The organism is Caloramator sp. ALD01, from assembly GCF_000472625.1.
Lineage (GTDB): Bacteria > Bacillota > Clostridia > Clostridiales > Caloramatoraceae > Thermobrachium > Thermobrachium proteoclasticum.
The window spans coordinates 1-24,112 of sequence record NZ_AXAA01000031.1 but is presented as its reverse complement, the minus strand read 5'-3'; the positions used below and the strand labels follow the sequence as shown (position 1 = coordinate 24,112).

At 35.2% G+C, this 24,112-nt stretch carries 41 protein-coding genes; 1 reads left to right on the top strand and 40 read right to left on the bottom strand.

The features are described from left to right. Window positions 1-417: 417 nt before the first annotated feature. Window positions 418-2,019, top strand: a complete 1,602-nt coding sequence (locus A3M9_RS0110340) for a Na/Pi cotransporter family protein (protein ID WP_027309160.1) — start codon at window positions 418-420, stop codon at window positions 2,017-2,019. A gap of 48 nt (window positions 2,020-2,067) precedes the next feature. On the opposite strand, the gene cwlD is transcribed toward A3M9_RS0110340, so the two are convergent. The 40 genes from cwlD to tuf all read right to left on the bottom strand — a co-directional run bounded on the left by cwlD (window position 2,068) and on the right by tuf (window position 24,093). After that, window positions 2,068-2,745, bottom strand: a complete 678-nt coding sequence (gene cwlD / locus A3M9_RS0110335; RefSeq protein ID WP_027309159.1) for an N-acetylmuramoyl-L-alanine amidase CwlD — start codon at window positions 2,743-2,745, stop codon at window positions 2,068-2,070. Between the two features lie 118 nt (window positions 2,746-2,863). After that, window positions 2,864-3,256, bottom strand: coding sequence for a 30S ribosomal protein S9 (gene rpsI / locus A3M9_RS0110330; protein WP_027309158.1), 393 nt, complete (start codon window positions 3,254-3,256; stop codon window positions 2,864-2,866). 25 nt (window positions 3,257-3,281) lie between these two features. Continuing rightward, entirely contained in the window at window positions 3,282-3,716 is a 435-nt protein-coding gene (gene rplM / locus A3M9_RS0110325; RefSeq protein WP_035166393.1) for a 50S ribosomal protein L13, read from the bottom strand. Window positions 3,717-3,839: 123 nt separating this feature from the next. After that, window positions 3,840-4,574 carry a tRNA pseudouridine(38-40) synthase TruA gene (gene truA / locus A3M9_RS0110320; protein WP_027309156.1) on the bottom strand — a complete coding sequence of 245 codons (735 nt, stop codon included), beginning with the start codon at window positions 4,572-4,574 and terminating at the stop codon, window positions 3,840-3,842. 2 nt (window positions 4,575-4,576) lie between these two features. After that, window positions 4,577-5,374: an energy-coupling factor transporter transmembrane protein EcfT gene (locus A3M9_RS0110315; RefSeq protein ID WP_027309155.1), complete on the bottom strand. Its 798-nt coding sequence runs from the start codon at window positions 5,372-5,374 to the stop codon at window positions 4,577-4,579. After that, window positions 5,371-6,231 (bottom strand): energy-coupling factor transporter ATPase, encoded by an 861-nt coding sequence (locus tag A3M9_RS0110310; RefSeq protein WP_027309154.1) that lies wholly within the window; start codon window positions 6,229-6,231, stop codon window positions 5,371-5,373. The genes A3M9_RS0110315 and A3M9_RS0110310 overlap by 4 nt, the downstream gene beginning before the upstream one ends. Beyond that, window positions 6,216-7,058, bottom strand: coding sequence for an energy-coupling factor transporter ATPase (locus A3M9_RS0110305; protein WP_027309153.1), 843 nt, complete (start codon window positions 7,056-7,058; stop codon window positions 6,216-6,218). The genes A3M9_RS0110310 and A3M9_RS0110305 overlap by 16 nt, the downstream gene beginning before the upstream one ends. A 71-nt stretch (window positions 7,059-7,129) precedes the next feature. Next, on the bottom strand, window positions 7,130-7,477 hold the full coding sequence (gene rplQ / locus A3M9_RS0110300; protein ID WP_027309152.1) for a 50S ribosomal protein L17: 348 nt from the start codon (window positions 7,475-7,477) through the stop codon (window positions 7,130-7,132). A 12-nt stretch (window positions 7,478-7,489) separates the two neighbouring features. Further along, complete coding sequence (locus A3M9_RS0110295) at window positions 7,490-8,437, bottom strand: DNA-directed RNA polymerase subunit alpha (protein WP_027309151.1); 948 nt, start codon at window positions 8,435-8,437, stop codon at window positions 7,490-7,492. A gap of 61 nt (window positions 8,438-8,498) precedes the next feature. Beyond that, window positions 8,499-9,119, bottom strand: coding sequence for a 30S ribosomal protein S4 (rpsD, locus tag A3M9_RS0110290; protein ID WP_027309150.1), 621 nt, complete (start codon window positions 9,117-9,119; stop codon window positions 8,499-8,501). A gap of 18 nt (window positions 9,120-9,137) precedes the next feature. Further along, window positions 9,138-9,536 (bottom strand): 30S ribosomal protein S11, encoded by a 399-nt coding sequence (gene rpsK / locus A3M9_RS0110285; RefSeq protein ID WP_027309149.1) that lies wholly within the window; start codon window positions 9,534-9,536, stop codon window positions 9,138-9,140. A 17-nt stretch (window positions 9,537-9,553) separates the two neighbouring features. After that, window positions 9,554-9,931: a 30S ribosomal protein S13 gene (gene rpsM / locus A3M9_RS0110280; protein WP_027309148.1), complete on the bottom strand. Its 378-nt coding sequence runs from the start codon at window positions 9,929-9,931 to the stop codon at window positions 9,554-9,556. A 95-nt stretch (window positions 9,932-10,026) separates the two neighbouring features. After that, window positions 10,027-10,140, bottom strand: a complete 114-nt coding sequence (gene rpmJ / locus A3M9_RS0110275) for a 50S ribosomal protein L36 (RefSeq protein ID WP_018663678.1) — start codon at window positions 10,138-10,140, stop codon at window positions 10,027-10,029. 13 nt (window positions 10,141-10,153) lie between these two features. Then, window positions 10,154-10,372: a translation initiation factor IF-1 gene (infA, locus tag A3M9_RS0110270; RefSeq protein WP_027309147.1), complete on the bottom strand. Its 219-nt coding sequence runs from the start codon at window positions 10,370-10,372 to the stop codon at window positions 10,154-10,156. Window positions 10,373-10,389: 17 nt separating this feature from the next. Beyond that, window positions 10,390-10,659 carry a KOW domain-containing RNA-binding protein gene (locus A3M9_RS0110265; protein WP_027309146.1) on the bottom strand — a complete coding sequence of 90 codons (270 nt, stop codon included), beginning with the start codon at window positions 10,657-10,659 and terminating at the stop codon, window positions 10,390-10,392. An 11-nt stretch (window positions 10,660-10,670) separates the two neighbouring features. Further along, window positions 10,671-11,420, bottom strand: a complete 750-nt coding sequence (map, locus tag A3M9_RS0110260) for a type I methionyl aminopeptidase (RefSeq protein WP_027309145.1) — start codon at window positions 11,418-11,420, stop codon at window positions 10,671-10,673. After that, entirely contained in the window at window positions 11,417-12,070 is a 654-nt protein-coding gene (locus A3M9_RS0110255) for an adenylate kinase (protein ID WP_027309144.1), read from the bottom strand. The genes map and A3M9_RS0110255 overlap by 4 nt, the downstream gene beginning before the upstream one ends. 20 nt (window positions 12,071-12,090) lie before the next feature. After that, complete coding sequence (secY, locus tag A3M9_RS0110250) at window positions 12,091-13,365, bottom strand: preprotein translocase subunit SecY (protein ID WP_027309143.1); 1,275 nt, start codon at window positions 13,363-13,365, stop codon at window positions 12,091-12,093. 2 nt (window positions 13,366-13,367) lie between these two features. After that, entirely contained in the window at window positions 13,368-13,808 is a 441-nt protein-coding gene (gene rplO, locus A3M9_RS0110245; protein WP_027309142.1) for a 50S ribosomal protein L15, read from the bottom strand. Between the two features lie 16 nt (window positions 13,809-13,824). Next, window positions 13,825-14,004, bottom strand: a complete 180-nt coding sequence (gene rpmD, locus A3M9_RS0110240; protein ID WP_027309141.1) for a 50S ribosomal protein L30 — start codon at window positions 14,002-14,004, stop codon at window positions 13,825-13,827. Between the two features lie 14 nt (window positions 14,005-14,018). Further along, window positions 14,019-14,516 carry a 30S ribosomal protein S5 gene (gene rpsE, locus A3M9_RS0110235; protein ID WP_027309140.1) on the bottom strand — a complete coding sequence of 166 codons (498 nt, stop codon included), beginning with the start codon at window positions 14,514-14,516 and terminating at the stop codon, window positions 14,019-14,021. 19 nt (window positions 14,517-14,535) lie between these two features. Then, the gene (gene rplR, locus A3M9_RS0110230) at window positions 14,536-14,904 is read right to left on the bottom strand and encodes a 50S ribosomal protein L18 (RefSeq protein ID WP_027309139.1); all 369 of its coding nucleotides are present in this window, start codon (window positions 14,902-14,904) and stop codon (window positions 14,536-14,538) included. A gap of 18 nt (window positions 14,905-14,922) precedes the next feature. Next, entirely contained in the window at window positions 14,923-15,465 is a 543-nt protein-coding gene (gene rplF / locus A3M9_RS0110225; RefSeq protein ID WP_027309138.1) for a 50S ribosomal protein L6, read from the bottom strand. Between the two features lie 23 nt (window positions 15,466-15,488). Then, window positions 15,489-15,887 carry a 30S ribosomal protein S8 gene (rpsH, locus tag A3M9_RS0110220; RefSeq protein WP_027309137.1) on the bottom strand — a complete coding sequence of 133 codons (399 nt, stop codon included), beginning with the start codon at window positions 15,885-15,887 and terminating at the stop codon, window positions 15,489-15,491. A 25-nt stretch (window positions 15,888-15,912) separates the two neighbouring features. Next, window positions 15,913-16,098 (bottom strand): type Z 30S ribosomal protein S14, encoded by a 186-nt coding sequence (locus tag A3M9_RS0110215; RefSeq protein WP_027309136.1) that lies wholly within the window; start codon window positions 16,096-16,098, stop codon window positions 15,913-15,915. A gap of 16 nt (window positions 16,099-16,114) precedes the next feature. Then, on the bottom strand, window positions 16,115-16,657 hold the full coding sequence (rplE, locus tag A3M9_RS0110210; RefSeq protein ID WP_051350702.1) for a 50S ribosomal protein L5: 543 nt from the start codon (window positions 16,655-16,657) through the stop codon (window positions 16,115-16,117). Window positions 16,658-16,678: 21 nt separating this feature from the next. Next, complete coding sequence (rplX, locus tag A3M9_RS0110205; RefSeq protein ID WP_027309134.1) at window positions 16,679-16,996, bottom strand: 50S ribosomal protein L24; 318 nt, start codon at window positions 16,994-16,996, stop codon at window positions 16,679-16,681. A 24-nt stretch (window positions 16,997-17,020) separates the two neighbouring features. Then, on the bottom strand, window positions 17,021-17,389 hold the full coding sequence (gene rplN / locus A3M9_RS0110200) for a 50S ribosomal protein L14 (RefSeq protein WP_018663705.1): 369 nt from the start codon (window positions 17,387-17,389) through the stop codon (window positions 17,021-17,023). A 25-nt stretch (window positions 17,390-17,414) separates the two neighbouring features. Further along, entirely contained in the window at window positions 17,415-17,669 is a 255-nt protein-coding gene (rpsQ, locus tag A3M9_RS0110195; protein ID WP_027309133.1) for a 30S ribosomal protein S17, read from the bottom strand. Between the two features lie 18 nt (window positions 17,670-17,687). Next, window positions 17,688-17,900, bottom strand: coding sequence for a 50S ribosomal protein L29 (gene rpmC, locus A3M9_RS0110190; protein WP_027309132.1), 213 nt, complete (start codon window positions 17,898-17,900; stop codon window positions 17,688-17,690). Next, entirely contained in the window at window positions 17,890-18,330 is a 441-nt protein-coding gene (rplP, locus tag A3M9_RS0110185) for a 50S ribosomal protein L16 (RefSeq protein WP_027309131.1), read from the bottom strand. Before rplP ends, rpmC begins: the two co-directional genes overlap by 11 nt. 24 nt (window positions 18,331-18,354) lie before the next feature. Beyond that, window positions 18,355-19,029 (bottom strand): 30S ribosomal protein S3, encoded by a 675-nt coding sequence (gene rpsC, locus A3M9_RS0110180; RefSeq protein WP_027309130.1) that lies wholly within the window; start codon window positions 19,027-19,029, stop codon window positions 18,355-18,357. Window positions 19,030-19,054: 25 nt separating this feature from the next. Further along, on the bottom strand, window positions 19,055-19,390 hold the full coding sequence (gene rplV / locus A3M9_RS0110175) for a 50S ribosomal protein L22 (protein WP_027309129.1): 336 nt from the start codon (window positions 19,388-19,390) through the stop codon (window positions 19,055-19,057). Between the two features lie 18 nt (window positions 19,391-19,408). After that, on the bottom strand, window positions 19,409-19,690 hold the full coding sequence (gene rpsS / locus A3M9_RS0110170) for a 30S ribosomal protein S19 (RefSeq protein WP_027309128.1): 282 nt from the start codon (window positions 19,688-19,690) through the stop codon (window positions 19,409-19,411). A 65-nt stretch (window positions 19,691-19,755) separates the two neighbouring features. Next, window positions 19,756-20,583 (bottom strand): 50S ribosomal protein L2, encoded by an 828-nt coding sequence (gene rplB, locus A3M9_RS0110165; RefSeq protein ID WP_027309127.1) that lies wholly within the window; start codon window positions 20,581-20,583, stop codon window positions 19,756-19,758. 63 nt (window positions 20,584-20,646) lie between these two features. Beyond that, the gene (gene rplW, locus A3M9_RS0110160) at window positions 20,647-20,946 is read right to left on the bottom strand and encodes a 50S ribosomal protein L23 (RefSeq protein WP_027309126.1); all 300 of its coding nucleotides are present in this window, start codon (window positions 20,944-20,946) and stop codon (window positions 20,647-20,649) included. Beyond that, complete coding sequence (gene rplD / locus A3M9_RS0110155; RefSeq protein ID WP_027309125.1) at window positions 20,946-21,566, bottom strand: 50S ribosomal protein L4; 621 nt, start codon at window positions 21,564-21,566, stop codon at window positions 20,946-20,948. Before rplD ends, rplW begins: the two co-directional genes overlap by 1 nt. Before the next feature lie 24 nt (window positions 21,567-21,590). Further along, window positions 21,591-22,220 carry a 50S ribosomal protein L3 gene (rplC, locus tag A3M9_RS0110150; RefSeq protein ID WP_027309124.1) on the bottom strand — a complete coding sequence of 210 codons (630 nt, stop codon included), beginning with the start codon at window positions 22,218-22,220 and terminating at the stop codon, window positions 21,591-21,593. Window positions 22,221-22,276: 56 nt separating this feature from the next. Further along, window positions 22,277-22,585, bottom strand: a complete 309-nt coding sequence (gene rpsJ / locus A3M9_RS0110145; RefSeq protein ID WP_027309123.1) for a 30S ribosomal protein S10 — start codon at window positions 22,583-22,585, stop codon at window positions 22,277-22,279. 305 nt (window positions 22,586-22,890) lie between these two features. After that, window positions 22,891-24,093, bottom strand: coding sequence for an elongation factor Tu (tuf, locus tag A3M9_RS0110140; protein ID WP_027308822.1), 1,203 nt, complete (start codon window positions 24,091-24,093; stop codon window positions 22,891-22,893). Window positions 24,094-24,112: the final 19 nt, after the last annotated feature.

The window sequence follows — 24,112 nt, the reverse complement described above, 5'->3', positions numbered from 1 at the left end:
TGAACTCTACGAGTTTCAGAATTACAACGAGGACAAGTATGAGGCTTCTTTTTCATTTCTAAATAAATTTCATAGCAAACATTATCAAGTACTTTTGTTATAATAACATCTTTAAAACCAAGTAAATTTTTGATACAATTATTAGTGTGCACTTGTAGGATGCCTCCTTTCAGGTAATATTTTTGTAGTTAATTTAATTTTACCAGGCATCTAAAACAGGTGCATATTTTTTTTGTAAAAAAATATGCTGGGGCTACGCCCCAACATTTATTATAGAACCATTAAAAGTTGCCATTGTTCTTGGCACCTTTTTAGATATTTTTTTACAATGAAATAACTTAAATATACTTTTTTCTGTAATTTAAAAAATCATTTTGATATAATAATAGTAGTGAGACTATAAATGGGGGAATACCTATGAAAACACAAATTTATAATTTATTAGGTGGAATAGGTCTACTAATTTTTTCACTTTCAATGCTTAGTCGTTCGTCACAAAATTATTTTAGCTCTTGGTTTCATAATAAATTTGAACATAAGAATATAAGCAAATTGTACTCTCTGTTTGAAGGAATCATATTTTCCTTTATAACAGAAAGCAGTACTATTTCAACAGCATCATACTCAAGTATTCTTGAGGTAGCTTCTATTGATTTTGTTAATATTCTATATTTTATATCTGGCGTAAATATTGGTGCCTCATTAATCCCAGTTATTATACTTCTTAATATTTCAGTAGTACCTTATTTATTAATATTTGCAGGAACATTTATAGTTATATTTGTTAATAAAAACACTAAGAAAAATCTATTTAATTTAGGTCAAATACTTTTAAGCATAGGTCTTCTTTTGGTATCTTTAATATATATAAAATCAGGAACAATAGAAAACCAGCTAATACACCTTATAAAAAACAACTACATTTCAAGCTTCTTTATAGGAATAATAATTGCACTTATTTTTAGAAGCAGTAATGCAGTAGTCATACTTCTTATTCCATTTGTTCAAAACAATATTATAGGTTTTAATTCTGCTTTATTTATAATAATAGGTGCTAATATAGGGTCTTCACTTTATGTTTTATTTAAATCCTATAAACAGGAAAGACATATAATAATTACATCCTTCATACATTTAATTATTAATACAATGGGAGCTGCTGCAATATATATTATTTATTTAATTAATCCGTTTTTTCTATATACAACCCCCTATATATCATTAAACATTATAATTTTGCATATTTTAACTAACATATTTGGCTCATTTTTTTCAATATTATTTTCAAATCCAATAGTAAAGGGACTATTAAATAATATATATCCTCTTAAGGCAGATAATAGCACAAAAAGATTTAAATATTTAAATCCTATTGTTACAAATACACCATCCGTTGCAATTGAGCAATGCATAAAGGAAATTAGTAGAATGGGTGAGATAGCACTTTTAAACCTTGAAAAATCCTTTAATCTTATATTTGATTTTAGAAGAAATAGCATAAATCAAATACAAAAGGATGAGGATTTACTTGATTATCTTGAGGATGCATTAATGAACTTTTTAACTACCTTATCTATGAAAAATCCAACATATGGGGAATCGGAAGTCATTATGAACCTTTATAATATGATAAACGATATGGAACGTGTAGGAGACCACGCTATAAATCTTTTGGATCTGGCAGAATATAAATTTAACCACTATGTCAATTTTTCTGAAGAAGCCTCCGTTGAGTTAAAGTACTTCTTTGAACTTTGCCATACATCCTTCAGCAAAGCTCTTGAAGCTTTAAAGAATAGAGATTTAGAGAAGGTAGATGAAGTTGTAGAACTTGAGCAGAAGATTGATTCTGTTGAAAAACAGTTAAGAAAAGACCACATAGATAGGTTGAATAAATGTATATGTAATCCTAACAGCGGTATGATATTCCTTGATTGTTTGACAAACCTTGAAAGAGTTGGAGATCACGCATATAAAATTGCTCTAACTACAAGGGATATAGTAAAAACATTACAGTAGTATTTAAACAGCTCTTAAAGTGTTACTTTAAGAGCTGTTTGTTTGTGCTTATTTACTATTTCCCAGGTAATACGATGAAATACCTTTAAATATAGCCCATGCTATTTTATTTTGATAGATTTCTGATTTAAGTAGTTGTTCCTCTTCATAGTTTGATAAAAAACCACATTCTATTAAAATAGATGGTATTTGGTTGTCTCTTATTACATATATATCGTTTGTACCTTTCGCTTCTCTCTTATTGCCTCGGTTTAGAGTTTTAATTAGCTCCTGCTGAATAAGTTTTGCTATTTTCTCACTCTCTGTATCATTTTTAGGGTAAAAGACCTGTGCCCCATAATACTGGCTTTCAGGGAAGAAATTTAAGTGTATGCTTATAAATAGGTCTGCCTTATATTTCTTTATAAACTGCTTTCTGTTTCGCAAGTCTTCATTCTTTTTATCTCGTATCCTACCATATTCACTATATAACCCCTCATCAATCTCTCTTATCATTATACAAGTATATCCTGCATCCTCAAGATATCCTTTAAGCTTTTGAGCTATATTTAAGTTTATATCCTTTTCAATTGTTCCATCTCTTCCTATAGCACCTGGGTCTATTCCTCCGTGCCCTGCATCAATTATTACAACTTTATTTGTGTTAAAACCCAATACAGGCAACTTTATATATAATACAATTCCTATTGTTATTACTATGATTAAAGCAATATATCTTTTTAACATCCTATCACCCTATTTTCGTTATTCAATAATTATTATATGCATTAACTAAATAATAATAACAAAAGCAAAAAATAAAACTGGAACTGCATATGCAGTTCCAGTATATATAATAGGCATATTATCTCTTTGAGAATTGTGGTGCTCTTCTTGCCTTCTTTAGACCGTACTTCTTTCTTTCTACCATTCTTGGGTCTCTTGTTAGGAAACCTGCCTTCTTAAGAACTGGTCTTAAGTCAGCATCAGCTTGAACAAGTGCTCTTGCTATACCGTGTCTTATAGCACCTGCTTGACCTGTAAATCCACCACCGTGAACATTTACAAGTACATCATACTTGTCAAGAGTTCCAGTTAAAACAAGTGGTTGCTTAACTATAACCTTAAGAGTTTCAAGACCAAAGTAGTTGTCTATATCTCTTTTATTTATAACTATGTTTCCTTCTCCTGGAACTAATCTTACTCTTGCTACTGAAGTCTTTCTTCTACCTGTTCCAAAGTATTGAACCTTTGCCATCTTTCCTTCCTCCCTTCACACCACATTAATACTTTAATTCAAGTACTTCTGGCTTTTGAGCGTGGTGATTGTGTTCTGCACCTCTGTATACCTTAAGCTTCTTTGCCATCTTTCTTCCTAATGGTCCCTTTGGTAACATTCTTCTAACTGCTTCTTCTATTGCTAATTCTGGCTTAGTTTCTAATAGTCTTCTGTATGGGATTTCCTTTAATCCACCTGGATATAGTGAGTGATGTCTGTAAAGTTTTTGATCTAACTTCTTACCAGTTAAAGCAACCTTATCAGCATTTATAACTATTACAAAGTCACCAGTATCTACGTTTGGAGTGTAGATTGCCTTATGCTTTCCTCTTAATATTGTAGCTATTTGGCTTGCAAGTCTTCCTAATGTCTTGTCAGTAGCATCAACAACATACCATTTTCTTTCAACTTCTTGAGCTTTTGCCATGTATGTTTTCATCATTTTCCCTCCTTGACTTATTAAATCTCTCTATCGATAAAGATCCGGGGCCAGTGGATCTTAGTATCGTAAATTACACCATTTTTTATTTTAATACATTGAGCCGGGTGTGTCAAGCTTAATTTAATAATAAACTTCTTCCAGACACAAACCACAGGCTGGTGCAGTAAAACCTGCTAACCTTCTATCCTTTGATTCTAATATTTTTGGAATATCCATAGTACTTTTTTTGCCCCTGCCTACATCAATTAATGTACCTGTTATTATTCTTACCATATTATAAAGGAATCCATCTCCCTTGTAATCTAATCGAATTATATCACCTATTTTTGTTATGTCTATACTATATATTGTTCTAATTGTTGTCTTAACTGAACTTCCTTCTGATCTAAATGCAGCAAAATCGTGGGTACCAATCAAATGCTGTGCTGCACTTTTCATCTTTTCCAAATCAAGATTATATTTTATATGTGCTGAATATTTATTATAAAATGGAGATGGCTCTAATCTGTTAAAAATTGTATAGCTATACCATTTTCCTTTACTGTTATATCTTGAATGAAACTCCCTATCTACCTCTATAGATTTAACAATAGTAATGTCTTTTGGGAGTTTACTATTAATTGCGTCCTTTAGCTTTTCAGGTTGAATTTTAGTATCTATCAAAAAATTTGCCACTTGCCCTCTTGCGTGGACACCTGCATCTGTTCTTCCTGAACCTATCAGTTCAATGCTTTGTTTAGTTACCTCAAAAATGGCCTTTTCTATAACTTCTGAAACCGAAAGCCCATTTTTTTGTTTTTGCCAGCCTACATAGTTAGTACCATCATATTCAATAATTAATTTAATATTTTTCATACTTATCTCCTACTTAATATAGAGATAATAATAAAACATACCATAACAACAATAGATATATAGTCATTTTTCTCTATATTAAACTGTTTCATCCTTGTTCTACCTTCTCCACCCTTATAGCATCTTGCTTCCATCGCTAATGCGAGTTCATCAGCACGTCTAAAGGAATTTATAAATAAAGGTACAAGTATTGGAATTAAATTCTTTGCTCTATTTATAATATTTCCAGATTCAAAATCTGCACCTCTTGCCTTTTGTGCTTTAATTATTTTATCAGTCTCGTCTATCAGTGTTGGAATAAACCTTAATGCAATTGTCATCATCATAGCAAGTTCATGTGCTGGTACACCTATCTTTTTAAACGGATTTAATAATAGTTCAATGCCATCTGTTAGAGCTATAGGTGAGGTAGTCAAGGTTAAAACAGAGGTTCCGACAATTAAAAATACTATTCTAATTATCATAAAACCTGCAAGATATACGCCCTTATCTGTTATTGTAAATGGCCCAAATCTTGCATAAACTATTTCACCTGGAGTTAGCAATACATTAAATACAGCTGTAAAAAGTAATAACCATATAATTGGCTTTAAACTTTTCATTATATATTTAAAGGGTATCTTAGCCAAAAATATCACAAACGCTGTAAAAATAGCTACATACAAATATCCAATGAATTTATTTATTATGAATAAATTTATTACATATAATGTTGAAAGTATTATTTTAACTCTGGGGTCTAATCTATGAATCACAGAGTCTCCAGGAAGATATTGACCTAAAGTAATGTCCCTAATCATTTCTTTTCTCTCCTTAATGCCTTTAGAATAGCATCCTTCGCTTCGCTAACAGTAATGATATCTTCATTTAAATTAAAACCTTTCTTATTTAGACTTTGTACCAAATATTTTACTTGAGGTACAGCAAGTCCTATTGACTCTAACGTTTCAACATTCCTAAACACTTCCTTTGGAGTACCCTGAATAATATTTTTACCTCTATACATTACAATTAGTTTATCTGCCAATTCAGCAACATCATCCATACTGTGGGATACTAAAATGATAGTCATTTTTGACTTCTTATGCAGATTTTTTATGTTTTGTAAAATCTCATCTCTTCCCTTTGGATCAAGTCCTGCTGTTGGCTCATCCAATATTAAAACCTTAGGCTGCATCGCAAGTACACCTGCAATTGCAACTCTTCTTTTTTGTCCACCACTTAAATCAAAGGGTGAAACATCCTTGTATTTATCATAATCAATACCCACTATATTAAGTGCCCATTTTACTCTTTTTTCTATTTCCTCTTCATCTAAACCTAAATTTTTAGGTCCATATGAAACATCTTTATAAACAGTTTCTTCAAAGAGTTGATGTTCAGGATATTGAAATACTAAACCAACTAACTGTCTTATTCTTTTTAAATCAACACCCTTGGCTGTTATACACTCATCATCTATATATATTTCACCAGATGTTGGTTTTAAAAGACCATTTAGATGCTGGATAAGAGTTGATTTTCCTGAACCAGTATGACCTATTAAACCTATAAACTCACCATCTTTTATTTCAAAAGACACATTATCTAAAGCTGTTTTTTCAAAGGGAGTGCCTACCATATATTTAAATGTTAGATTATTTACCTTAATTGACATAGCTCCTCCACCAACTCATCAATAGTTATTATATCCTGTCTTATATTCAATCCGCTTTTTTTAAGTTCATAGGCAAGCTCTGTAACCTGAGGAACATCTAATCCTAATTTTTTGAGTAGCTCTACCTTTGAAAAAACTTCTCTTGGAGTTCCCTCTGCAACAATTTTTCCATCATCCATAACTACAACTCTATCTGCATCAACAGCCTCTTCCATAAAATGAGTAATTAATATAATAGTTATTCCTTCTTCTTTATTTAACTTCTTTATTGTCTCTATTACTTCTTTTCTCCCTGATGGGTCAAGCATTGCGGTGGGTTCATCTAATATAATGCACTTAGGCTTCATTGCCAATATTCCTGCTATTGCAACCCTCTGTTTTTGTCCACCTGACAACAGGTGTGGTGCGTGTTTCGAATATTCTTCCATTCTCACTGCCTTTAGTGCACTCTCAACCCTATTTCTAATTTCATTTGGCTCAACCCCCATATTTTCAGGTCCAAAGGCTACATCTTCCTCTACTATTGTTGCAACTATCTGGTTATCAGGATTTTGAAATACCATTCCTGCTGATTGTCTAATATCCCAAAGCTTTTGATTATCTTTTGTGTTCATTCCGTTAACTATTACTTCTCCTTCTTTGGGAAGATAGATTGCATTTATGTGCTTTGAAAGAGTAGATTTTCCCGAACCATTATGCCCAATTATTACAAGAAACTCGCCTTTTTTTACCTTTAAATTGACACCCCTTAGTGCCAAAAACTCTTCTGCTTGGTCGTGTTTTTTATATCCATAAAAAACATTATTAATCTCAACCATATTTTCCATCTCAGGCACCTTCTAACTTAATATAGAAAGGGATTAAGTATTAATATACTTAACTTAATCCCTCTTTTTTATTACACTAATTCAAGTATAACCATTTCTGCTGCGTCGCCTCTTCTTGGACCCATCTTTATGATTCTTGTGTATCCACCGTTTCTTTCAGCGTACTTTGGTGCAACTTCTGAGAATAACTTAGCAACTACTTCTTCTTCAGTTATGAAAGCAAGAACTTGTCTTCTTGCGTGTAGATCGCCTCTTTTTGCAAGAGTTATCATCTTTTCAGCAAGACTTCTTACTTCTTTCGCTCTTGCTTCAGTTGTTATTATTCTACCGTCCTCTGACTTGAAAAAGCTTGTTACAAGATTTCTTAACATAGCTTTTCTTTGGTCAGTTGGACGTCCTAGCTTACGATATCCTGCCACTGAAAATCCCTCCTATTCTTCGCTCTTTTTCAAGCTAAGTCCAAGTGCTTCAAGCTTTTGTTGAACTTCTTCTAATGATTTCTTTCCAAGGTTTCTTACCTTCATCATATCGTCTTCTGTTTTATTAATTAGTTCTTGAACTGTATTAATTCCAGCTCTCTTTAAGCAGTTGTATGATCTTACTGATAAATCAAGCTCTTCTATTGTCATTTCAAGAACTTTATCCTTCTTTTCTTCTTCCTTTTCAACCATTATTTCTACTTTATCAGCCAAATCTGTTAGTGAAAGGAATAGTTTAAAGTGTTCTATTAATATCTTTGCTGATAAACTTACAGCTTCTTCTGGTTTAATTGTTCCGTTAGTCCATAATTCAAGAGTTAACTTATCATAGTCTGTTATTTGTCCTACACGTGTATTTTCAACAGTATAGTTAACTCTCTTAACAGGTGTGTAGATTGAATCTACTGGGATTAACCCTATTGGTTGACCTGGATGCTTATTTTTATCTGCTGAAACATAACCTCTTCCTTTACCGATAGTTACTTCAGCATATAATCTTCCGCTCTCACTTACTGTTGCAAGTACATGATCAGAATTTATTATTTCAACATCTCCATCAACCTTTATATCCGCACCTGTAACTACAGCTGGCCCCTTTACATCAATTACACCAGTTCTTGTTCCTTCGCCATCCATTTTTATAGCTAAACTCTTTAGGTTAAGTATTAACTCAACTACATCTTCCTTAACACCAGGTATAGTTGAGAACTCGTGTAAAACACCATCTATTTTAACAGAAGTTACTGCTGCACCTGGTAATGATGACAGCAGAATTCTTCTCATAGCGTTACCTAAAGTTGTTCCGTATCCTCTTTCAAGTGGTTCAATTACAAATTTTGCATATGAACCATCTTCAGATTTTTCAACACATTCAACTCTTGGTCTTTCTATTTCTAACATTAATTTAACCCTCCTTTATTTAGAAGTATCAACTTGCGAGGGCAAATAATTCTACACTAAATTACTTGCTGTAAAGCTCAACTATTAATGTTTCGTTAACTGGTATATCAATGTCCTCTCTTTGTGGAAGTGATACTACTCTACCTACCATATTTTCCTTATCAACAGTTAACCACTTTGGAACATTAGTTTCAACTTGCATTAGAGCCTTTATCTTTTCGCTTGATCTGCTCTTTTCTCTTACAGCTATTTCATCATTTACTCTAACTTGGTATGATGGTATATTTACCTTCTTACCATTTACAGTAAAGTGTCCGTGTCTTACTAATTGTCTTGCTTCTGCTCTTGAACTTGCAAATCCAAGTCTAAAGATTACGTTATCAAGTCTTAGTTCAAGAAGTCTTAATAGGTTTTCACCAGTGATTCCCTTTAATCTATCAGCTTCTTCGTAGTACTTTCTGAATTGTGATTCAAGTACTCCGTATATTCTCTTTGCCTTTTGCTTTTCTCTTAATTGAACACCATAGTTAGTTAGCTTCTTCTTGTTGTGTCCGTGTTGTCCTGGTGCGTATGGTCTTCTTGCTAATGCACACTTATCTGAGTAGCATCTATCTCCCTTAAGATATAGCTTAACTCCTTCTCTTCTACATAATTTACATGATGGTCCTGAATATCTTGCCATTCTTTACACCTCCAATCATCAAACTCTTCTTCTCTTAGGTGGTCTACAACCATTGTGTGGAATTGGAGTTACATCCTTTATTAGGCTAACTTCAAGTCCAGCTGCTTGAAGAGCTCTTATAGCAGCTTCTCTTCCTGCTCCAGGTCCCTTTACATAAACTTCAACTGACTTCATACCATGTTCTATAGCAGTCTTTGCTGCTGTTTCTGCTGCCATTTGTGCTGCAAATGGAGTGCTCTTTCTTGAACCTCTGAATCCAAGTGCACCAGCACTTGACCAAGAAATAGCATTTCCTGCTGTATCTGTTATAGTTACTATTGTATTATTAAATGTTGACTTAATGTGTGCCGCTCCACGGTCAACATGCTTACGCTCTCTTTTTCTTCTAACCTTCTTAGCCTTTGCTTGAGCCGCCATTCACTGTCCCTCCTTTATTACTTTCCTGCTTTCTTCTTATTAGCAATTGTTCTTCTTGGGCCTTTTCTTGTTCTTGCATTTGTCTTAGTTCTTTGACCTCTTACTGGTAGTCCTCTTCTATGTCTTAGTCCTCTGTAGCAACCTATTTCCATTAGTCTCTTTATGTTAAGAGCAACTTCTCTTCTTAGGTCACCTTCAACAACAAAGTTCTTATCGATATATTCTCTTAGTTTGTTAACATCTTCTTCTGATAAATCCTTAACTCTTGTATCTGGATTTACTCCTGTAGCTTCAAGAATCTTGTTAGCACTTGGTCTACCTATACCATAGATGTATGTTAGTGCTATTTCTACTCTCTTCTCTCTTGGTAAATCTACACCAGCTATTCTTGCCATTGAGTTTTTACACCTCCTGTATTTTACTTAAAACCACTAATACATTAATATATAAATCACCGAAGCGATTTAGCCTTCAGTGCAGCCGCGCAAAATTAACCTTGCTTTTGCTTATGCTTTGGGTTTTCGCATATAACCATAACTCTACCATGTCTTCTTATTATTTTGCACTTTTCGCAAATTGGCTTAACTGATGGTCTAACCTTCATTGGCTATCCCTCCTTACTTTCCTCTCCATATAATTCTACCACGAGTTAAGTCATAAGGTGAAACTTCAACTGTTACCTTATCACCTGGAAGTATTCTTATAAAATTCATTCTTAATTTACCTGATATATGAGCGAGTATTTTGTGGCCGTTTTCTAACTCCACTTGGAACATTGCATTAGGTAATGCTTCTACAACAGTACCTTGCAATTCGATTATATCCTCTTTTGCCATAGGCTAATCTAACCTCCTTATAATAAACCCATTGACTGCAAAGTTTTTTTAAGGTCTGCATTGGTGATGCGTTGATTTGTTTTAATTTTTTCAACTATGTCTACTGCAAATTTATCGTGAAAAACAAGATGCTTAATCTTCTTTTTCTTTGGCGATTCAATCTTTCTTAAATCTCCATCTGCAAGAAGAACATAGTTTTCATCTATAATTCCTACTACTATAAAGTATCTACCCTTATCTCTACCTGCTCTTGAATGAACTATTTGTCCCAGGGCAATGTTATCCATACATTCCACCTCTATTTTTTCAAAGTTAGAATCTCAGGACCGTTATCAAGTATAGCAACAGTGTTTTCATAATGTGCAGACAGCTTTCCATCGTAGGTAACTACTGTCCAACCATCGTCTAATTCCTTAACTGCGAAGGTTCCCATATTAACCATAGGTTCTATCGCAAGAACAAGTCCCTTATTCAATCTCATTCCTCTTCCGCTTTTGCCATAGTTAGGAACTGATGGTTGTTCGTGCATCTCACGTCCTATACCGTGCCCTACATAGTCACGTACTACAGAAAAATTGTTTTTTTCCACATATTCCTGGATAGCTGCTGATATATCTCCTAATCTGTTGCCAACCTTTGCATATTTTATTCCCTCAAAAAAACTTTCCCTGGTAACATCGATTAGTCTTTGGGCTTCGGGAGTTACCTTACCTACTGGGAAGGTCCTTGCTGCATCACCATGAAAACCTTTATAAAAAGCACCGCAGTCAACACTTATTATATCGCCTTCCTTCAGTACTCGCTCTCCCGGAATTCCATGTACTACTTCTTCATTAACTGAAGCACAGATTGTTGCTGGGAACCCGTGGTAACCCTTAAATGAAGGACGGGCTCCACAGCTTATTATATATTCTTCTGCTATTTTATCAAGTTCTTTTGTGGTGATACCAGGTTTTATTGCCTCTTCTAAAATTAGAAGAGTCTCAGCGACTATCTGCCCTGCTTTTCGCATTATTTCAATTTCTTGATCAGATTTTAAATAAATCATTTTTTGTCGCTCCCTAAAACATTACATATTTCTTCAAATACATCATTTATATCCTGTTCACCATTAATATTTTTTATTAAACCATTCTTCGTATAATAATCTATCAATGGCTGAGTTTGTTTATTGTAAACTGATAGTCTATTCTTAACTGTTTCTTCTGAGTCATCTGCCCTTTGTATAACTTCTGCTCCACAATAATCACATACTCCTTCAACCTTTGGAGGATTAAATACCACGTGGAAGCTTGCACCACACTTTGGGCATACTCTTCTACCAGACAATCTTTCTATTAAATTATTCTCATCTACCTTGATATTTATAACATAATCAAGTTTAGTTCCTAAATCTGCTAATACATCATTTAGTGCATCCGCCTGAGCTACTGTTCTTGGAAAACCATCTAAAAGAAAACCGTTTTTACAATCGTCTTCTTTAATTCTATCCTTCACTATTTCAACAGTTAGCTCATCTGGAACTAATTGTCCTTTATCAATGTATTCCTTGGCCTTAATGCCCAGAGGCGTCATTTCTTTAATGTTCTTTCTGAATATATCACCTGTTGATATATGAGGAATATTATATTTTTGAACTATTAATTTTGCTTGTGTTCCTTTTCCCGCCCCAGGTGGTCCAAGAAGCACTATTTTCATCTAAATCAACTCCATTTACTCTATTTCAAGAAACCTTCGTAGTGTCTCATTACTAAATTTGCCTTTAATTGTTTATCTATTTCTAATGCAACACCAACTACGATAAGTAATGCAGTACCACCAAATTGTAACTGTCCAAGATTGCTTACTTGACTTAGTATTATTGGAGTTACTGCTACGATTGAAGCAAATATTCCACCGATGATTGTCATTCTATTAATAACTCTTGTTAAAAACTCTTCAGTTGGTTTACCAGGTCTAAGTCCAGGTATAAATCCACCACTCTTTTGTAAATTTTGTGCTACTTCATCTGGTTTAAATGTAACTGTTGTATAGAACCAAGTAAAGAAAACTATAAGTATTACATATATTATCGGATATATTGGATACTTTGGACTTAGCCATCCTGCTTCAAATAACATTCTAAATTTATTAGTTGGTGGCAGTGTTAATTGTGATATTACTAATGGAAATTGCATTACTGACATAGCAAATATTATAGCAATAACACCAGCAGAGTTAACGTTTATTGGAATATGCGTGCTTTGTGCACCATACATACGCATTCCAACTTTTCTTTGTGCATATTGAACTGGTATTCTTCTTTCTGCTAAATCCATAGTAACAACACCCGCAACTAATGCAAGTGCAAATACTATGAATAAAACAACTTGTATAATGTTAACTGATTGACCCTTAACTAATATAGTTAATTGTGCAATCATAGCTGGTATTCTTGCTAATATACCGGAGAATATTATAAGTGATGTTCCATTTCCTAAACCATATTCAGTGATTTTTTCACCTAACCACATTAAGAATATTGTTCCAGTTATTAATGTTATTATTATAATTAAAATTTGTGTCCATCCCTCTTGTGCAAGTGCACCATTGTTTCTTAGATACAGGCTTATACTTAAACCTTGTATTGCAGCAAATATTAAAGCTGCGTATCTTGTGTATTCTGCAATCTTCTTTCTTCCTTCTTCGCCTTCCTTTGAAAGCTGTTCAAGGCTTGGAATTGCAATTGTTAACAAGCTAAATACAATGGATGCATTGATGTAAGGAACTACACCTAATGCGAAAATACTAAAATCTTTAAAAGCTCCACCTGATATTATATCGAGGAAACCCAGAAACAGACCACCCTCTACCATTTGCTTAACAACGTCTGTTCTAACTCCAGGAACAGGAATAAATACTCCTGCCCTGAAAACTAATAGCAAGAACAGAGTTGTAAGTAGTTTCTTTCTTAATTCTGGTACCCCCCAAGCATTACGTAAGGTCTTAAACATAATTAAATCACCTCAACTTTTCCTCCGGCAGCTTCTATTTTTTCTATAGCTGACTTTGTGAACTTATGAGCCTTTACAGTTAAGCTCTTTGTTAAAGTTCCTTCGCCAAGTATCTTTATACCGTCTCTTACATTCTTAACGATTTTAGCTTCCTTTAAAAGTTCTGGTGTTACTTCTGTTCCGTTTTCAAATTTATTTAGAACTTCTATATTAACTTCTGTATATTCCTTAGCAAAGATGTTTGTAAATCCTCTCTTTGGTAGTCTTCTGTGTAGTGGCATTTGACCTCCTTCAAAACCTGGTCTTACTCCACCACCTGATCTTGAAGTTTGGCCCTTTTGTCCTCTACCAGCTGTCTTACCTTGTCCTGTAGCTGTACCTCTACCCTTTCTCTTAGGCTCCTTTGTTGAACCGGGAGCTGGTCTTAGTTCATGTAGCTTCATTTTAGCACCTCCCTCATTACATTTCTTCAACTTTTAACATGTAATTTACTTTATTAATCATTCCCCTGATTGCAGGAGTATCTTGATGCTCAACTGTATGACCTATTTTTCTTAAACCGAGGGCTTTAACAGTAGCTACATGGTCAGGTTTTTTTCCTATTGTGCTTTTTACTAATGTTACTTTTAACTTTGCCATGTAAATCCCCCCTCTTATCCTAATATCTCTTCAACAGTCTTTCCTCTAAGCTTTGCTATTTGTTCTGGTGTTCTTAGCTTGGAAAGTCCGTTTATTGTTGCATTAACCATATTTCTTGGATTATTTGAACCTAGAGACTTAGCTCTAACGTCCTTAATTCCAGCAAGCTCAAGCACTGCACGTACAGGACCACCTGCGATAACTCCTGTACCTTCATTTGCAGGCATTATAAGTACGCTTGAAGCACCAAATTCACCAACTACGTCATGTGGTACTGTAGTTCCAGTTAATGAAACATGTATTAAGTTCTTCTTAGCATCTTCGATTCCCTTTCTTATAGCTTCTGGAACTTCAACAGCCTTACCGATTCCTACACCAACATAGCCGTTTTCATCTCCTACAACTACAAGAGCACTGAATCTGAAGTTTCTACCACCCTTAACAACCTTAGTAACTCTGTTTATATATACAACCTTTTCTTTAAGGTTTAACTTGCTAGGATCGATTCTCATCTATTTCCCTCCTTCTCAATTAGAAGTCAAGGCCTGCTTCTCTTGCAGCTTCTGCAAGTTCCTTAACTCTACCATGATATATATATCCGCCTCTGTCAAATACAACCTTCTTAATTCCCTTTTCTAATGCTCTCTTTGCAACAAGTTCACCTACTACTCTTGCTGCTTCTTTGTTGCTTCCGCACTCAAGCTTTCCTTTAAGTTCTTTGTCTAATGATGAAGCTGCAACAAGTGTTACTCCCATTTCATCATTTATGATTTGTGCATATATATGCTTTTCACTTCTATATACATTTAATCTTGGTCTTTCTGCAGTACCATAAACCTTCTTACGAACTCTTAGGTGTCTCTTTTCCCTTTGTTCGCTTCTGGATGGCTTATTTAACATTTAGCTCACTCCCTTCTATTATTTCTTACCTGTCTTACCTTCCTTACGTCTAATTACTTCGTCAGCGTACTTGATTCCCTTTCCTTTGTATGGTTCTGGTTCTCTTACGCTTCTTATTCTTGCAGCTACTTGACCAACAACTTCCTTATCTATACCCTTAACAACTATTTGTGTAGCTGCTGGTACATCAAATTCAATTCCTTCTACTGGTTCTATTTCAACTGGATGTGAGTATCCAACGTTAATTACAAGCTTCTTTCCTTGCTTTTGAACCTTGTAACCTACACCTACAAGTTCAAGTGCCTTTTGGTATCCTTGAGTAACACCAACTATCATATTGTTGATTAGTGTTCTTGTTAAGCCGTGTAATTCTCTTGACTTCTTTTCATCGTTTGGTCTTGTTACTACAACTTTTCCGTCTTCAACATTTATATTCATTAATTTGCTAAATTGCCTTGTTAGAGTTCCTTTTGGACCTTTAACTGTTACAAGATTGTTTGCATCTACTGTAACAGTTACTCCTTGAGGAACAGCAATAGGTAATCTTCCTATTCTTGACATGACTGCACCTCCATTCGTTTATATTACCATATATAACAGATAACTTCTCCGCCTACTCCTTCTTTTCTTGCAACCTTATCAGTTACTATTCCCTTTGATGTTGAAAGAATAGCTGTTCCTAATCCTCCAAGCACCTTTGGTATATTATCCTTTTGAGCATAAACTCTTAGACCTGGCTTTGATATTCTTCTAACACCAGTTATAACTCTTTCTCTGTTTTGTCCATACTTAAGAGTTACTCTTAACATTGGAACTGACCCGTCCATATATTCTTCAAGGTTAGCTATATAACCTTCTTCTAACATTATTTGTGCTATTGCCTTCTTTATCTTTGAAGCAGGAAATTCAACAAAGTCTTTCCTTGCTATATTAGCGTTTCTTATACGAGTTAGCATATCTGCAATTGGATCAGTCATTACCATATTTTCTGCCTCCTTTCATTTATCATTACCAGCTTGCCTTCTTACAACCTGGAATTTGTCCCTTATAAGCTAATTCTCTAAAGCAAATTCTGCATATTCCGTACTTTCTAAGAACTGCGTGTGGTCTACCACATATTCTACATCTTGTATATGCTCTAGTTGAGAACTTAGGTTCTCTCTTCCACTTTTCAACTAATGCTTTACGTGCCACAGTTTTCCCTCCTTTATTATTGAGCGAATGGCATTCCAAGAAGTCTTAGTAATTCTCTTGCTTCTTCGTCAGTCTTCGCAGTAGTTACAAACACGATATCCATTCCTCTTAGCTTTTCTACCTTATCATATTCTATTTCTGGGAATATTAATTGTTCCTTAACTCCTAATGTATAGTTTCCTCTACCATCGAATGCCTTGTTTGAAACTCCCTTGAAGTCTCTAACTCTTGGAAGAGCAACGTTGAATAGCTTATCTGCAAATTCATACATCTTTGCTCCTCTTAAAGTTACCTTGCATCCGATTGGCATTCCTTGTCTTAACTTGAAGTTAGCTATTGATTTCTTTGCTCTTGTAACAACAGCTTTTTGTCCTGTTATAAGAGTTAAATCATTTACAGCCGCATCTAATAGTTTTGAATTATCCTTAGCGTCACCAACACCCATATTGATAACGATTTTTTCTATTTTTGGTACTTCCATTATGCTCTTATATCCAAACTTTTCGCGTAATGCTGGTACCACTTCTTTCTCATACTTTTCCTTAAGTCTTGGAATCATCTAGTGTACCTCCTTTCAGGATTAGAAAGTCTCATTGCACTTCTTGCATACTCTTACCTTTGTTCCGTCTTCTAAGAACTTGTATGCTACTCTTGTTGCCTTATTGCACTTTGTGCAGTAAAGCATAACATTTGATGCATGTATTGTTCCTTCTGTCTTTATTATTCCGCCTTCTCTATTTGCCATACTTGGCTTAACATGCTTTGAAATCATGTTAACACCTTTAACTATTACTCTATTCTTCTTTGGTAGAACCTTTAGAACTTCTCCTACCTTACCCTTATCCTTACCTGCTATTACAACAACAGTGTCTCCTCTTTTTACATGTACCTTAGGCATTGTCACTTCAGCCACCTCCTTGCATTATAGAACTTCTGGTGCAAGTGATAGTATCTTTGTAAATTCCTTATCTCTTAATTCCCTTGCAACTGGTCCAAAAATTCTTGTTCCTCTTGGTGTTTTGTCATCCTTTATTATAACAGCTGCGTTTTCATCAAATCTTATATATGAACCATCTGGTCTTCTTGTTCCTTTTACTGATCTTACGATAACTGCCTTAACAACGTCTCCCTTTTTAACAACACCTCCGGGTGTTGCACTTTTAACGCTAGCAACTATTATATCTCCTATATTTCCATACTTTCTCTTTGAACCACCTAATACTCTGATACACATAATTTCCTTAGCGCCAGAGTTATCTGCAACCTTTAGTATGGTTTGTTGCTGAATCATATAAAAGCCCTCCTTTCACAACCAATTATTTTGCTCTTTCAACTATTTCAACAAGTCTCCATCTCTTATCCTTGCTTAATGGTCTTGTTTCCATTATCTTTACGATATCGCCGATTTTAGCTTCATTATTTTCATCGTGTGCCTTGAACTTCTTTGTTCTATTAACAGTCTTTCCGTATAATGGGTGACGTACTTTATCTTCAACAGCAACTACTATTGTCTTTTGCATCTTATCAGATACAACTTTACCTATTCTAACCTTTCTTAGTCCTCTTTCCACAGGAAGTACCTCCCTTCATTATTTATTTGCTTCTACTAGTTCTTTCTCTCTTATTATTGTCTTAAGTTGAGCGATTGATTTCTTAACTTCTCTTATTCTCATTGGATTTTCAAGCTGTCCTGTGGCAAGTTGGAATCTTAAATTGAAAAGTTCAGCTTTTAAATCCATAACCTTTTTATTTAATTCTTGAAGATTGCTTTCACGTAGTGCCTTTAACTCATTAGCCTTCATTTACTTCACCACCCATCTCGAAGTCTCTTCTTGTAACAAACTTAGTTTTTACAGGAAGCTTGTGTGAAGCAAGTCTCATTGCTTCTCTTGCAACTTCTTCTGCAACCCCTGATAATTCGAATAGAACTCTACCTGGCTTAACTACTGCTACCCAGTATTCTGGTGAACCCTTACCTGAACCCATACGAGTTTCAGCTGGTTTCTTTGTTATTGGCTTATCTGGGAATATCTTTATCCAAAGCTTTCCGCCTCTTCTTACGTGTCTGTTTATTGCTATTCTGGCAGCTTCTATTTGATTACTTGTTATCCATCCCGCTTCTGTTGCCATTATAGCATAATCTCCGTATGCTATAAAGTTACCTCTTGTAGCCTTTCCTTTTATTCTTCCACGTTGCACCTTACGATGCTTAACTCTCTTAGGCATTAACATGGTATTTTCCTCCTTCCCGTTACATTAGTTGTTCGCAGCTTCTTCAGTTTCGATAACTTCCTTTTTCTTTCCAAGAACTTCTCCCTTATATATCCAAACCTTAACACCTATTTTTCCATAAGTTGTATGAGCTTCTGCAAATCCGTAATCAATATCCGCTCTTAAAGTTTGTAGTGGAATAGTTCCTTCGTGATATCTTTCTGTTCTTGCCATTTCAGCTCCACCAAGTCTTCCTGAAACAGCTGTCTTTATACCCTTTATGTTGAACTTCATTGCTCTTGATATAGCTTGCTTCATTGCTCTTCTAAATGAAACTCTCTTTTCTATTTGAGCAGCTATGTTTTCTGCAACAAGTTGTGCATCTATTTCAGGATTCTTTATTTCTACTATATTTATAAGTATATTCTTTCCTGTCATCTTAGCTATTTCATTCTTAAGTTCTTCTACACCTTGACCGCCTTTTCCGATTACTATACCTGGCTTAGCAGTGTGAATGTTAATCTTAACTGACTTATTTGCCTTTCTTTCGATAACAACCTTTGAAATTCCTGCAGCATATAGCTTATTCTTTATAAATTCTCTTATCTTGTTATCTTCTATTAGTAAGTCTGCAAAATCCTTATCATTTGCATACCATTTAGCATCCCAGTCTTTAATAACTCCAACTCTTAATCCATGTGGATTTACTTTTTGTCCCACTATTAACCCTCCTTCTGGTTATGCTTTATGCTCTTTCTTTTAATACCATAGTTATATGGCTTGTTCTTTTTCTTATTCTGTAAGCTCTTCCTTGAGCTCTTGGTCTAAATCTCTTTAGTGTTGGCCCTTGATTTGCATATGTTTCTGCAACAAATAACTTGTTTACATCCATATTGTGATTGTTTTCAGCGTTTGCTATAGCTGACTTAAGTAGCTTTTCTACAACAGGTGCTGCTGCCCTTGGAGTATGCTTTAGTATTGCTAAAGCCTCATTAACCTTCTTGCCTCTTATTAGGTCAAGAACAACCTTTATTTTTCTTGGAGACATTCTTATATATCTTGCATGTGCTCTTGCTTCCATGAATGCGCCCTCCCTTCATTATCTAACTTTTGATTTCTTTTCTGTGTCATCATGGCCTCTGTAAGTTCTTGTTGGTGCAAATTCCCCAAGCTTATGTCCTACCATATCTTCTGTAATATATACTGGAACGTGCTTCTTTCCATCATATACAGCTATAGTGTGCCCAACCATTTGTGGGAATATTGTTGAACTTCTTGACCAAGTCTTTATTACCTTCTTTTCACCACTTTTGTTCATTTCAAGTATTCTTTTGAAAAGTCTTTCTTCAACAAATGGACCTTTTTTTAATGATCTACCCATATTAATTCGTGCCTCCCTTCGCATAAGTTAACATTAGGAAGCAGAGCTTAGCCCTGCCCCTTATATTACTTTCTTCTCTTTACTATTAATTTATCTGAATACTTCTTATGCTTTCTTGTCTTATATCCAAGAGTTGGTTTACCCCATGGAGTAACAGGTGATGGACGTCCTATTGGTGACTTACCTTCACCACCACCGTGTGGGTGGTCAACTGGGTTCATAACAGAACCTCTAACTGTAGGTCTGATACCCATATGTCTCTTTCTACCTGCTTTACCTATTATAACAAGTTCGTGTTCTGCATTTCCTACTACACCAATTGTAGCTTTACATTCAAGTCTTACTAATCTAACTTCTCCGGATGGTAGTCTTACTTGAGCATACTTACCTTCCTTAGCCATTAGCTGAGCTGCTGCACCAGCTGCTCTTACTAATTGACCACCTTTTCCTGGATTTAATTCTATGTTGTGTATCATTGTACCTACTGGAATGTCCTTAAGCTTTAGAGCATTTCCTACTTTAATGTCAGCATTTTCACCTGACATTACTGTGTCACCTACTGATAGACCATTTGGAGCAAGTATATATCTCTTTTCTCCATCTGCATAAGTAAGAAGTGCTATGTTAGCTGTTCTGTTTGGATCGTATTCTATAGCAGTTACCTTTGCTGGAATACCATCCTTATCTCTCTTGAAGTCTATTATTCTGTACTTTATTTTGTATCCGCCACCTCTGTGACGTACAGTTATTCTTCCGTAGCTATTTCTTCCTGAATGTTTCTTAAGTGTTATAACCAATGACTTTTCAGGTTCTTTTTTTGTTATTTCTTCAAATGAAAGCCCAGTCATATTTCTTCTACCAGGCGTAGTTGGCTTAAACTTTTTAATTCCCATTGCTAACCCTCCTTTACAGCTTATCTGGCAATCCTGCCAATAGCGCCAAAGTATCTATATCAATTACGCATTAAATCCTTCAAAGAATTCAATTGCTTTGCTATCTGCAGTAAGCTTAACTATTGCTTTTTTGAAGCTTGGTCTCTTACCAACATTCATTCCTACTCTCTTTGTCTTTCCTTCGTAGTTTTGAGTCTTTACATCTTCAACCTTAACTCCAAAAACTTCTTCTACTGCTCTCTTTATCATTGACTTGTTTGCATCTACATGTACCATGAAGGTGTATTGTCTGTTTGCCATTTGAGCCATTGTCTTTTCAGTTATTACTGGTCTTCTTATTATATCATAGCTTGTTAGCTTCATTATGCATACACCTCCTCCACTTTAGAAGCGGCATCTTTAGTTATTATTAGCTTCTCATACTTTAGTAGGTCGTAAACATTTATGTTGTTTACTGGTATAACATGTGCATTTTCTATATTTCTAACTGACTTGTAGATTACTTCATCTGATTCCTTAACAACTATTAAAGTCTTCTTTGCATCGAACTTCTTTAGCATTTCAACTATTGTCTTTGTCTTTGGAGCATCTAACTTAAGTTCATCAAGAACTATTATGTTGTTGTCAACAACTTTTGATGAAAGAGCTGACTTTAATGCAAGTCTCTTTACCTTCTTTGGAACTGTAAAGCTGTAATCTCTTGGCTTTGGAGCAAATACAATACCACCATGTGTCCATTGTGGAGCTCTTATAGAACCTTGTCTTGCTCTACCTGTTCCCTTTTGTCTCCATGGCTTTATTCCACCACCAGAAACTTCTGCTCTTGTTAATGCTGATTGTGTTCCTTGTCTCTTGTTTGCAAGTTGCATCTTTACAACTTGATGCATAACATATGGATTTATTTCAACTCCAAATACTGCATCTGAAAGTTCGATTTCTCCAACCTTCTCAGCGTTCATATTATATAAATCTACCTTAGGCATCGTTATTCCTCCTTTCCTTTAGAATCAAGCCTTAACTGAATCTCTTATAATTACTAGACCCTTCTTTGGTCCTGGTACTGCACCCTTAACAAGAATTAGGTTTCTTTCTGCATCAACCTTAACAACTTGTAGGTTTAGCATAGTTGACTTTCTTGCGCCCATATGTCCAGGCATTTTCTTTCCTTTGAATGTTCTTGATGGGTCTGATGAAGCACCCATTGAACCTACCGCTCTATGATACTTTGAACCGTGGCTCATTGGTCCTCTGTTAGCATTCCATCTCTTTATAACACCTTGGAATCCTTTACCCTTTGATGTTCCTGTAACATCAACCTTATCTCCAGCCGCGAATACGTCAGCTTTAATTTCGCTTCCTACTTCGTATGCTGAAACATCTTCTAATCTGAATTCCTTAACAAATCTTAGTGGCTTAAGATTTGCCTTTTCAAAATGTCCCTTCATTGGCTTATTAACAAGCTTTTCTCTTATTTCTTCAAAACCTACTTGAATTGAATTGTATCCGTCTGTATCCACAGTCTTCTTTTGAACAACAAAACATGGACCAGCCTTTATTACTGTAACAGGAATTACTCTTCCGTTCTCATCAAATATTTGAGTCATTCCAAGCTTTCTACCTAATATTGCTTTTTTCATCCTTTACACCTCCTAAACTTATCAGCGGAATGCAAATGCATTCATAATAGTTCATATTATAGCTTTATTTCGATATCAACACCTGCTGGCAGATCAAGTCTCATAAGTGAATCAACTGTCTTTTGAGTTGGGTTTGTAATATCAATTAGTCTCTTATGAGTTCTTATTTCGAATTGTTCTCTTGAATCCTTGTACTTGTGTACTGCTCTTAGGATTGTTACTACATCCTTTTCAGTTGGTAGTGGTACTGGACCTGAAACTTGTGCTCCAGTCTTCTTTGCAGTTTCAACTATCTTTTGAGCTGATGCATCTAATAGATTGTGATCAAATGCCTTTAATTTGATTCTTATTTTTTGCTTTGCCATAATCTTACCCTCCTTTTCATCGCACGCTTTGATTTTTCTACGCACGACAACGGTTATTGTGTACACTATACCGGGTGTTTCTTGATTTTCCCCATAAATACACACAACCTCGTCGCCCGATTCAAGATCTGGACATACTCGGCAAGAATTCCCCGTTTCCGGCAACCTCTTGCGTCATCGCAGCTTGACACTTCACAACTCTTATATTTTACAATATAATTTATGATTTGACAATACCTTTATTTTATTTTCTTATTAGTATTTTTTTCATAATTTAGGGCGACTTAACGTCGCCCTAATTTTAATTATTCAAAAATCTTAGCAACAACACCAGCACCTACAGTTCTTCCACCTTCACGGATAGCAAATCTTAATCCTTCTTCCATAGCGATTGGAGTGATTAGTTCAACTTCCATGTTGATGTGGTCTCCTGGCATACACATTTCAACGCCTTCTGGTAGCTTAATTGAACCTGTAACGTCTGTTGTTCTGAAGTAGAATTGTGGTCTGTATCCGTTGAAGAATGGAGTATGTCTTCCACCTTCTTCTTTCTTTAATACGTATACTTGACCTTCAAATCTCTTGTGTGGGTTTACTGATCCTGGCTTTGCAAGTACTTGACCTCTTTCGATTTCGTCTCTTGTTATACCTCTTAGAAGTGCTCCTATGTTGTCTCCTGCTTCTGCCATATCAAGTATCTTTCTGAACATTTCTACTCCAGTTACTACTGTCTTCTTCTTTTCATCTGATAGTCCTACGATTTCTACTTCGTCTCCTACCTTTAGTACCCCTCTTTCTACTCTACCAGTTGCAACTGTTCCTCTTCCTGTTATTGTGAATACGTCTTCTACTGGCATTAGGAATGGCTTATCTCTATCTCTTTCTGGTGTTGGAATGTAGCTGTCTACTGTATCCATTAGCTCTAATATCTTTCCACACCATTGACATTCTTTCTTTCCACATCCACATTCAAGTGCTTGTAGTGCTGATCCTACTACGATTGGAGTGTCATCTCCTGGGAATTCATATTCGTTTAGTAGGTCTCTAATTTCCATTTCTACAAGGTCGATTAGTTCTGGGTCGTCTACCATATCTGCCTTGTTTAGGAATACTACAATGTATGGAACACCAACTTGTCTTGCAAGTAGTATGTGCTCTCTTGTTTGTGGCATTGGACCATCTGCTGCACTAACTACAAGGATTGCTCCGTCCATTTGTGCTGCTCCTGTTATCATGTTCTTTACGTAGTCAGCGTGTCCTGGACAGTCAACGTGTGCGTAGTGTCTTGTTTCTGTTTCATATTCAACGTGTGCTGTGTTGATTGTAATTCCTCTTTCCTTTTCTTCTGGTGCCTTATCTATTTCGTCATACTTTGTTGCTTGTGCTCTTCCGTATTGAGCTAATACTGTTGTTATTGCTGCTGTTAGTGTTGTCTTACCGTGGTCTACGTGTCCTATTGTTCCTATGTTTACGTGTGGCTTGGTTCTCTCAAAATGTGCCTTTGCCATTTCTCTTCTCCTCCTTTAT

Bases quoted from the DNA above. Each gene is read 5' to 3' on its own strand.
- A3M9_RS0110340 (WP_027309160.1), top strand. From the start codon at position 418: ATGAAAACACAAATTTATAATTTATTAGGTGGAATAGGTCTACTAATT.
- cwlD (WP_027309159.1), bottom strand. From the start codon at position 2,745: ATGTTAAAAAGATATATTGCTTTAATCATAGTAATAACAATAGGAATT.
- rpsI (WP_027309158.1), bottom strand. From the start codon at position 3,256: ATGGCAAAGGTTCAATACTTTGGAACAGGTAGAAGAAAGACTTCAGTA.
- rplM (WP_035166393.1), bottom strand. From the start codon at position 3,716: ATGAAAACATACATGGCAAAAGCTCAAGAAGTTGAAAGAAAATGGTAT.
- truA (WP_027309156.1), bottom strand. From the start codon at position 4,574: ATGAAAAATATTAAATTAATTATTGAATATGATGGTACTAACTATGTA.
- A3M9_RS0110315 (WP_027309155.1), bottom strand. From the start codon at position 5,374: ATGATTAGGGACATTACTTTAGGTCAATATCTTCCTGGAGACTCTGTG.
- A3M9_RS0110310 (WP_027309154.1), bottom strand. From the start codon at position 6,231: ATGTCAATTAAGGTAAATAATCTAACATTTAAATATATGGTAGGCACT.
- A3M9_RS0110305 (WP_027309153.1), bottom strand. From the start codon at position 7,058: ATGGAAAATATGGTTGAGATTAATAATGTTTTTTATGGATATAAAAAA.
- A3M9_RS0110295 (WP_027309151.1), bottom strand. From the start codon at position 8,437: ATGTTAGAAATAGAAAGACCAAGAGTTGAATGTGTTGAAAAATCTGAA.
- rpsD (WP_027309150.1), bottom strand. From the start codon at position 9,119: ATGGCAAGATATTCAGGACCATCATGTAAATTATGTAGAAGAGAAGGA.
- rpsK (WP_027309149.1), bottom strand. From the start codon at position 9,536: ATGGCGGCTCAAGCAAAGGCTAAGAAGGTTAGAAGAAAAAGAGAGCGT.
- rpsM (WP_027309148.1), bottom strand. From the start codon at position 9,931: ATGGCAAGAATAGCTGGTGTAGATTTACCAAGAGAGAAGAGAGTAGAA.
- rpmJ (WP_018663678.1), bottom strand. From the start codon at position 10,140: ATGAAGGTTAGACCATCAGTTAAGCCAATTTGCGAAAAGTGCAAAATA.
- infA (WP_027309147.1), bottom strand. From the start codon at position 10,372: ATGGCAAAAGAGGATATAATCGAATTGCAAGGTACTGTTGTAGAAGCA.
- A3M9_RS0110265 (WP_027309146.1), bottom strand. From the start codon at position 10,659: ATGGATAACATTGCCCTGGGACAAATAGTTCATTCAAGAGCAGGTAGA.
- map (WP_027309145.1), bottom strand. From the start codon at position 11,420: ATGATTTATTTAAAATCTGATCAAGAAATTGAAATAATGCGAAAAGCA.
- A3M9_RS0110255 (WP_027309144.1), bottom strand. From the start codon at position 12,070: ATGAAAATAGTGCTTCTTGGACCACCTGGGGCGGGAAAAGGAACACAA.
- secY (WP_027309143.1), bottom strand. From the start codon at position 13,365: ATGTTTAAGACCTTACGTAATGCTTGGGGGGTACCAGAATTAAGAAAG.
- rplO (WP_027309142.1), bottom strand. From the start codon at position 13,808: ATGAAGCTACATGAACTAAGACCAGCTCCCGGTTCAACAAAGGAGCCT.
- rpmD (WP_027309141.1), bottom strand. From the start codon at position 14,004: ATGGCAAAGTTAAAAGTAACATTAGTAAAAAGCACAATAGGAAAAAAA.
- rpsE (WP_027309140.1), bottom strand. From the start codon at position 14,516: ATGAGAATCGATCCTAGCAAGTTAAACCTTAAAGAAAAGGTTGTATAT.
- rplR (WP_027309139.1), bottom strand. From the start codon at position 14,904: ATGTTAAATAAGCCATCCAGAAGCGAACAAAGGGAAAAGAGACACCTA.
- rplF (WP_027309138.1), bottom strand. From the start codon at position 15,465: ATGTCAAGAATAGGAAGATTACCTATTGCTGTTCCTCAAGGAGTAACT.
- rpsH (WP_027309137.1), bottom strand. From the start codon at position 15,887: ATGGTAATGACTGATCCAATTGCAGATATGCTAACTCGTATAAGAAAC.
- rplE (WP_051350702.1), bottom strand. From the start codon at position 16,657: ATGATTCCAAGACTTAAGGAAAAGTATGAGAAAGAAGTGGTACCAGCA.
- rplX (WP_027309134.1), bottom strand. From the start codon at position 16,996: ATGCCTAAGGTACATGTAAAAAGAGGAGACACTGTTGTTGTAATAGCA.
- rplN (WP_018663705.1), bottom strand. From the start codon at position 17,389: ATGATTCAGCAACAAACCATACTAAAGGTTGCAGATAACTCTGGCGCT.
- rpmC (WP_027309132.1), bottom strand. From the start codon at position 17,900: ATGAAGGCTAATGAGTTAAAGGCACTACGTGAAAGCAATCTTCAAGAA.
- rplP (WP_027309131.1), bottom strand. From the start codon at position 18,330: ATGTTAATGCCTAAGAGAGTTAAGCATCGTAAGGTGCAACGTGGAAGA.
- rplV (WP_027309129.1), bottom strand. From the start codon at position 19,390: ATGGAAGCAAGAGCACATGCAAGATATATAAGAATGTCTCCAAGAAAA.
- rpsS (WP_027309128.1), bottom strand. From the start codon at position 19,690: ATGGGTAGATCATTAAAAAAAGGTCCATTTGTTGAAGAAAGACTTTTC.
- rplB (WP_027309127.1), bottom strand. From the start codon at position 20,583: ATGGGAATTAAAAAGTTTAAGCCAACTACGCCTGGTAGAAGAAATATG.
- rplW (WP_027309126.1), bottom strand. From the start codon at position 20,946: ATGAAGCTAACAAGCTATGATATAATAAGAAGACCAGTAATAACTGAA.
- rplD (WP_027309125.1), bottom strand. From the start codon at position 21,566: ATGCCTAAGGTAGATTTATATAATATGAACGCTGAGAAGGTTGGAGAA.
- rplC (WP_027309124.1), bottom strand. From the start codon at position 22,220: ATGAAAAAAGCAATATTAGGTAGAAAGCTTGGAATGACTCAAATATTT.
- rpsJ (WP_027309123.1), bottom strand. From the start codon at position 22,585: ATGGCAAAGCAAAAAATAAGAATCAAATTAAAGGCATTTGATCACAAT.
- tuf (WP_027308822.1), bottom strand. From the start codon at position 24,093: ATGGCAAAGGCACATTTTGAGAGAACCAAGCCACACGTAAACATAGGA.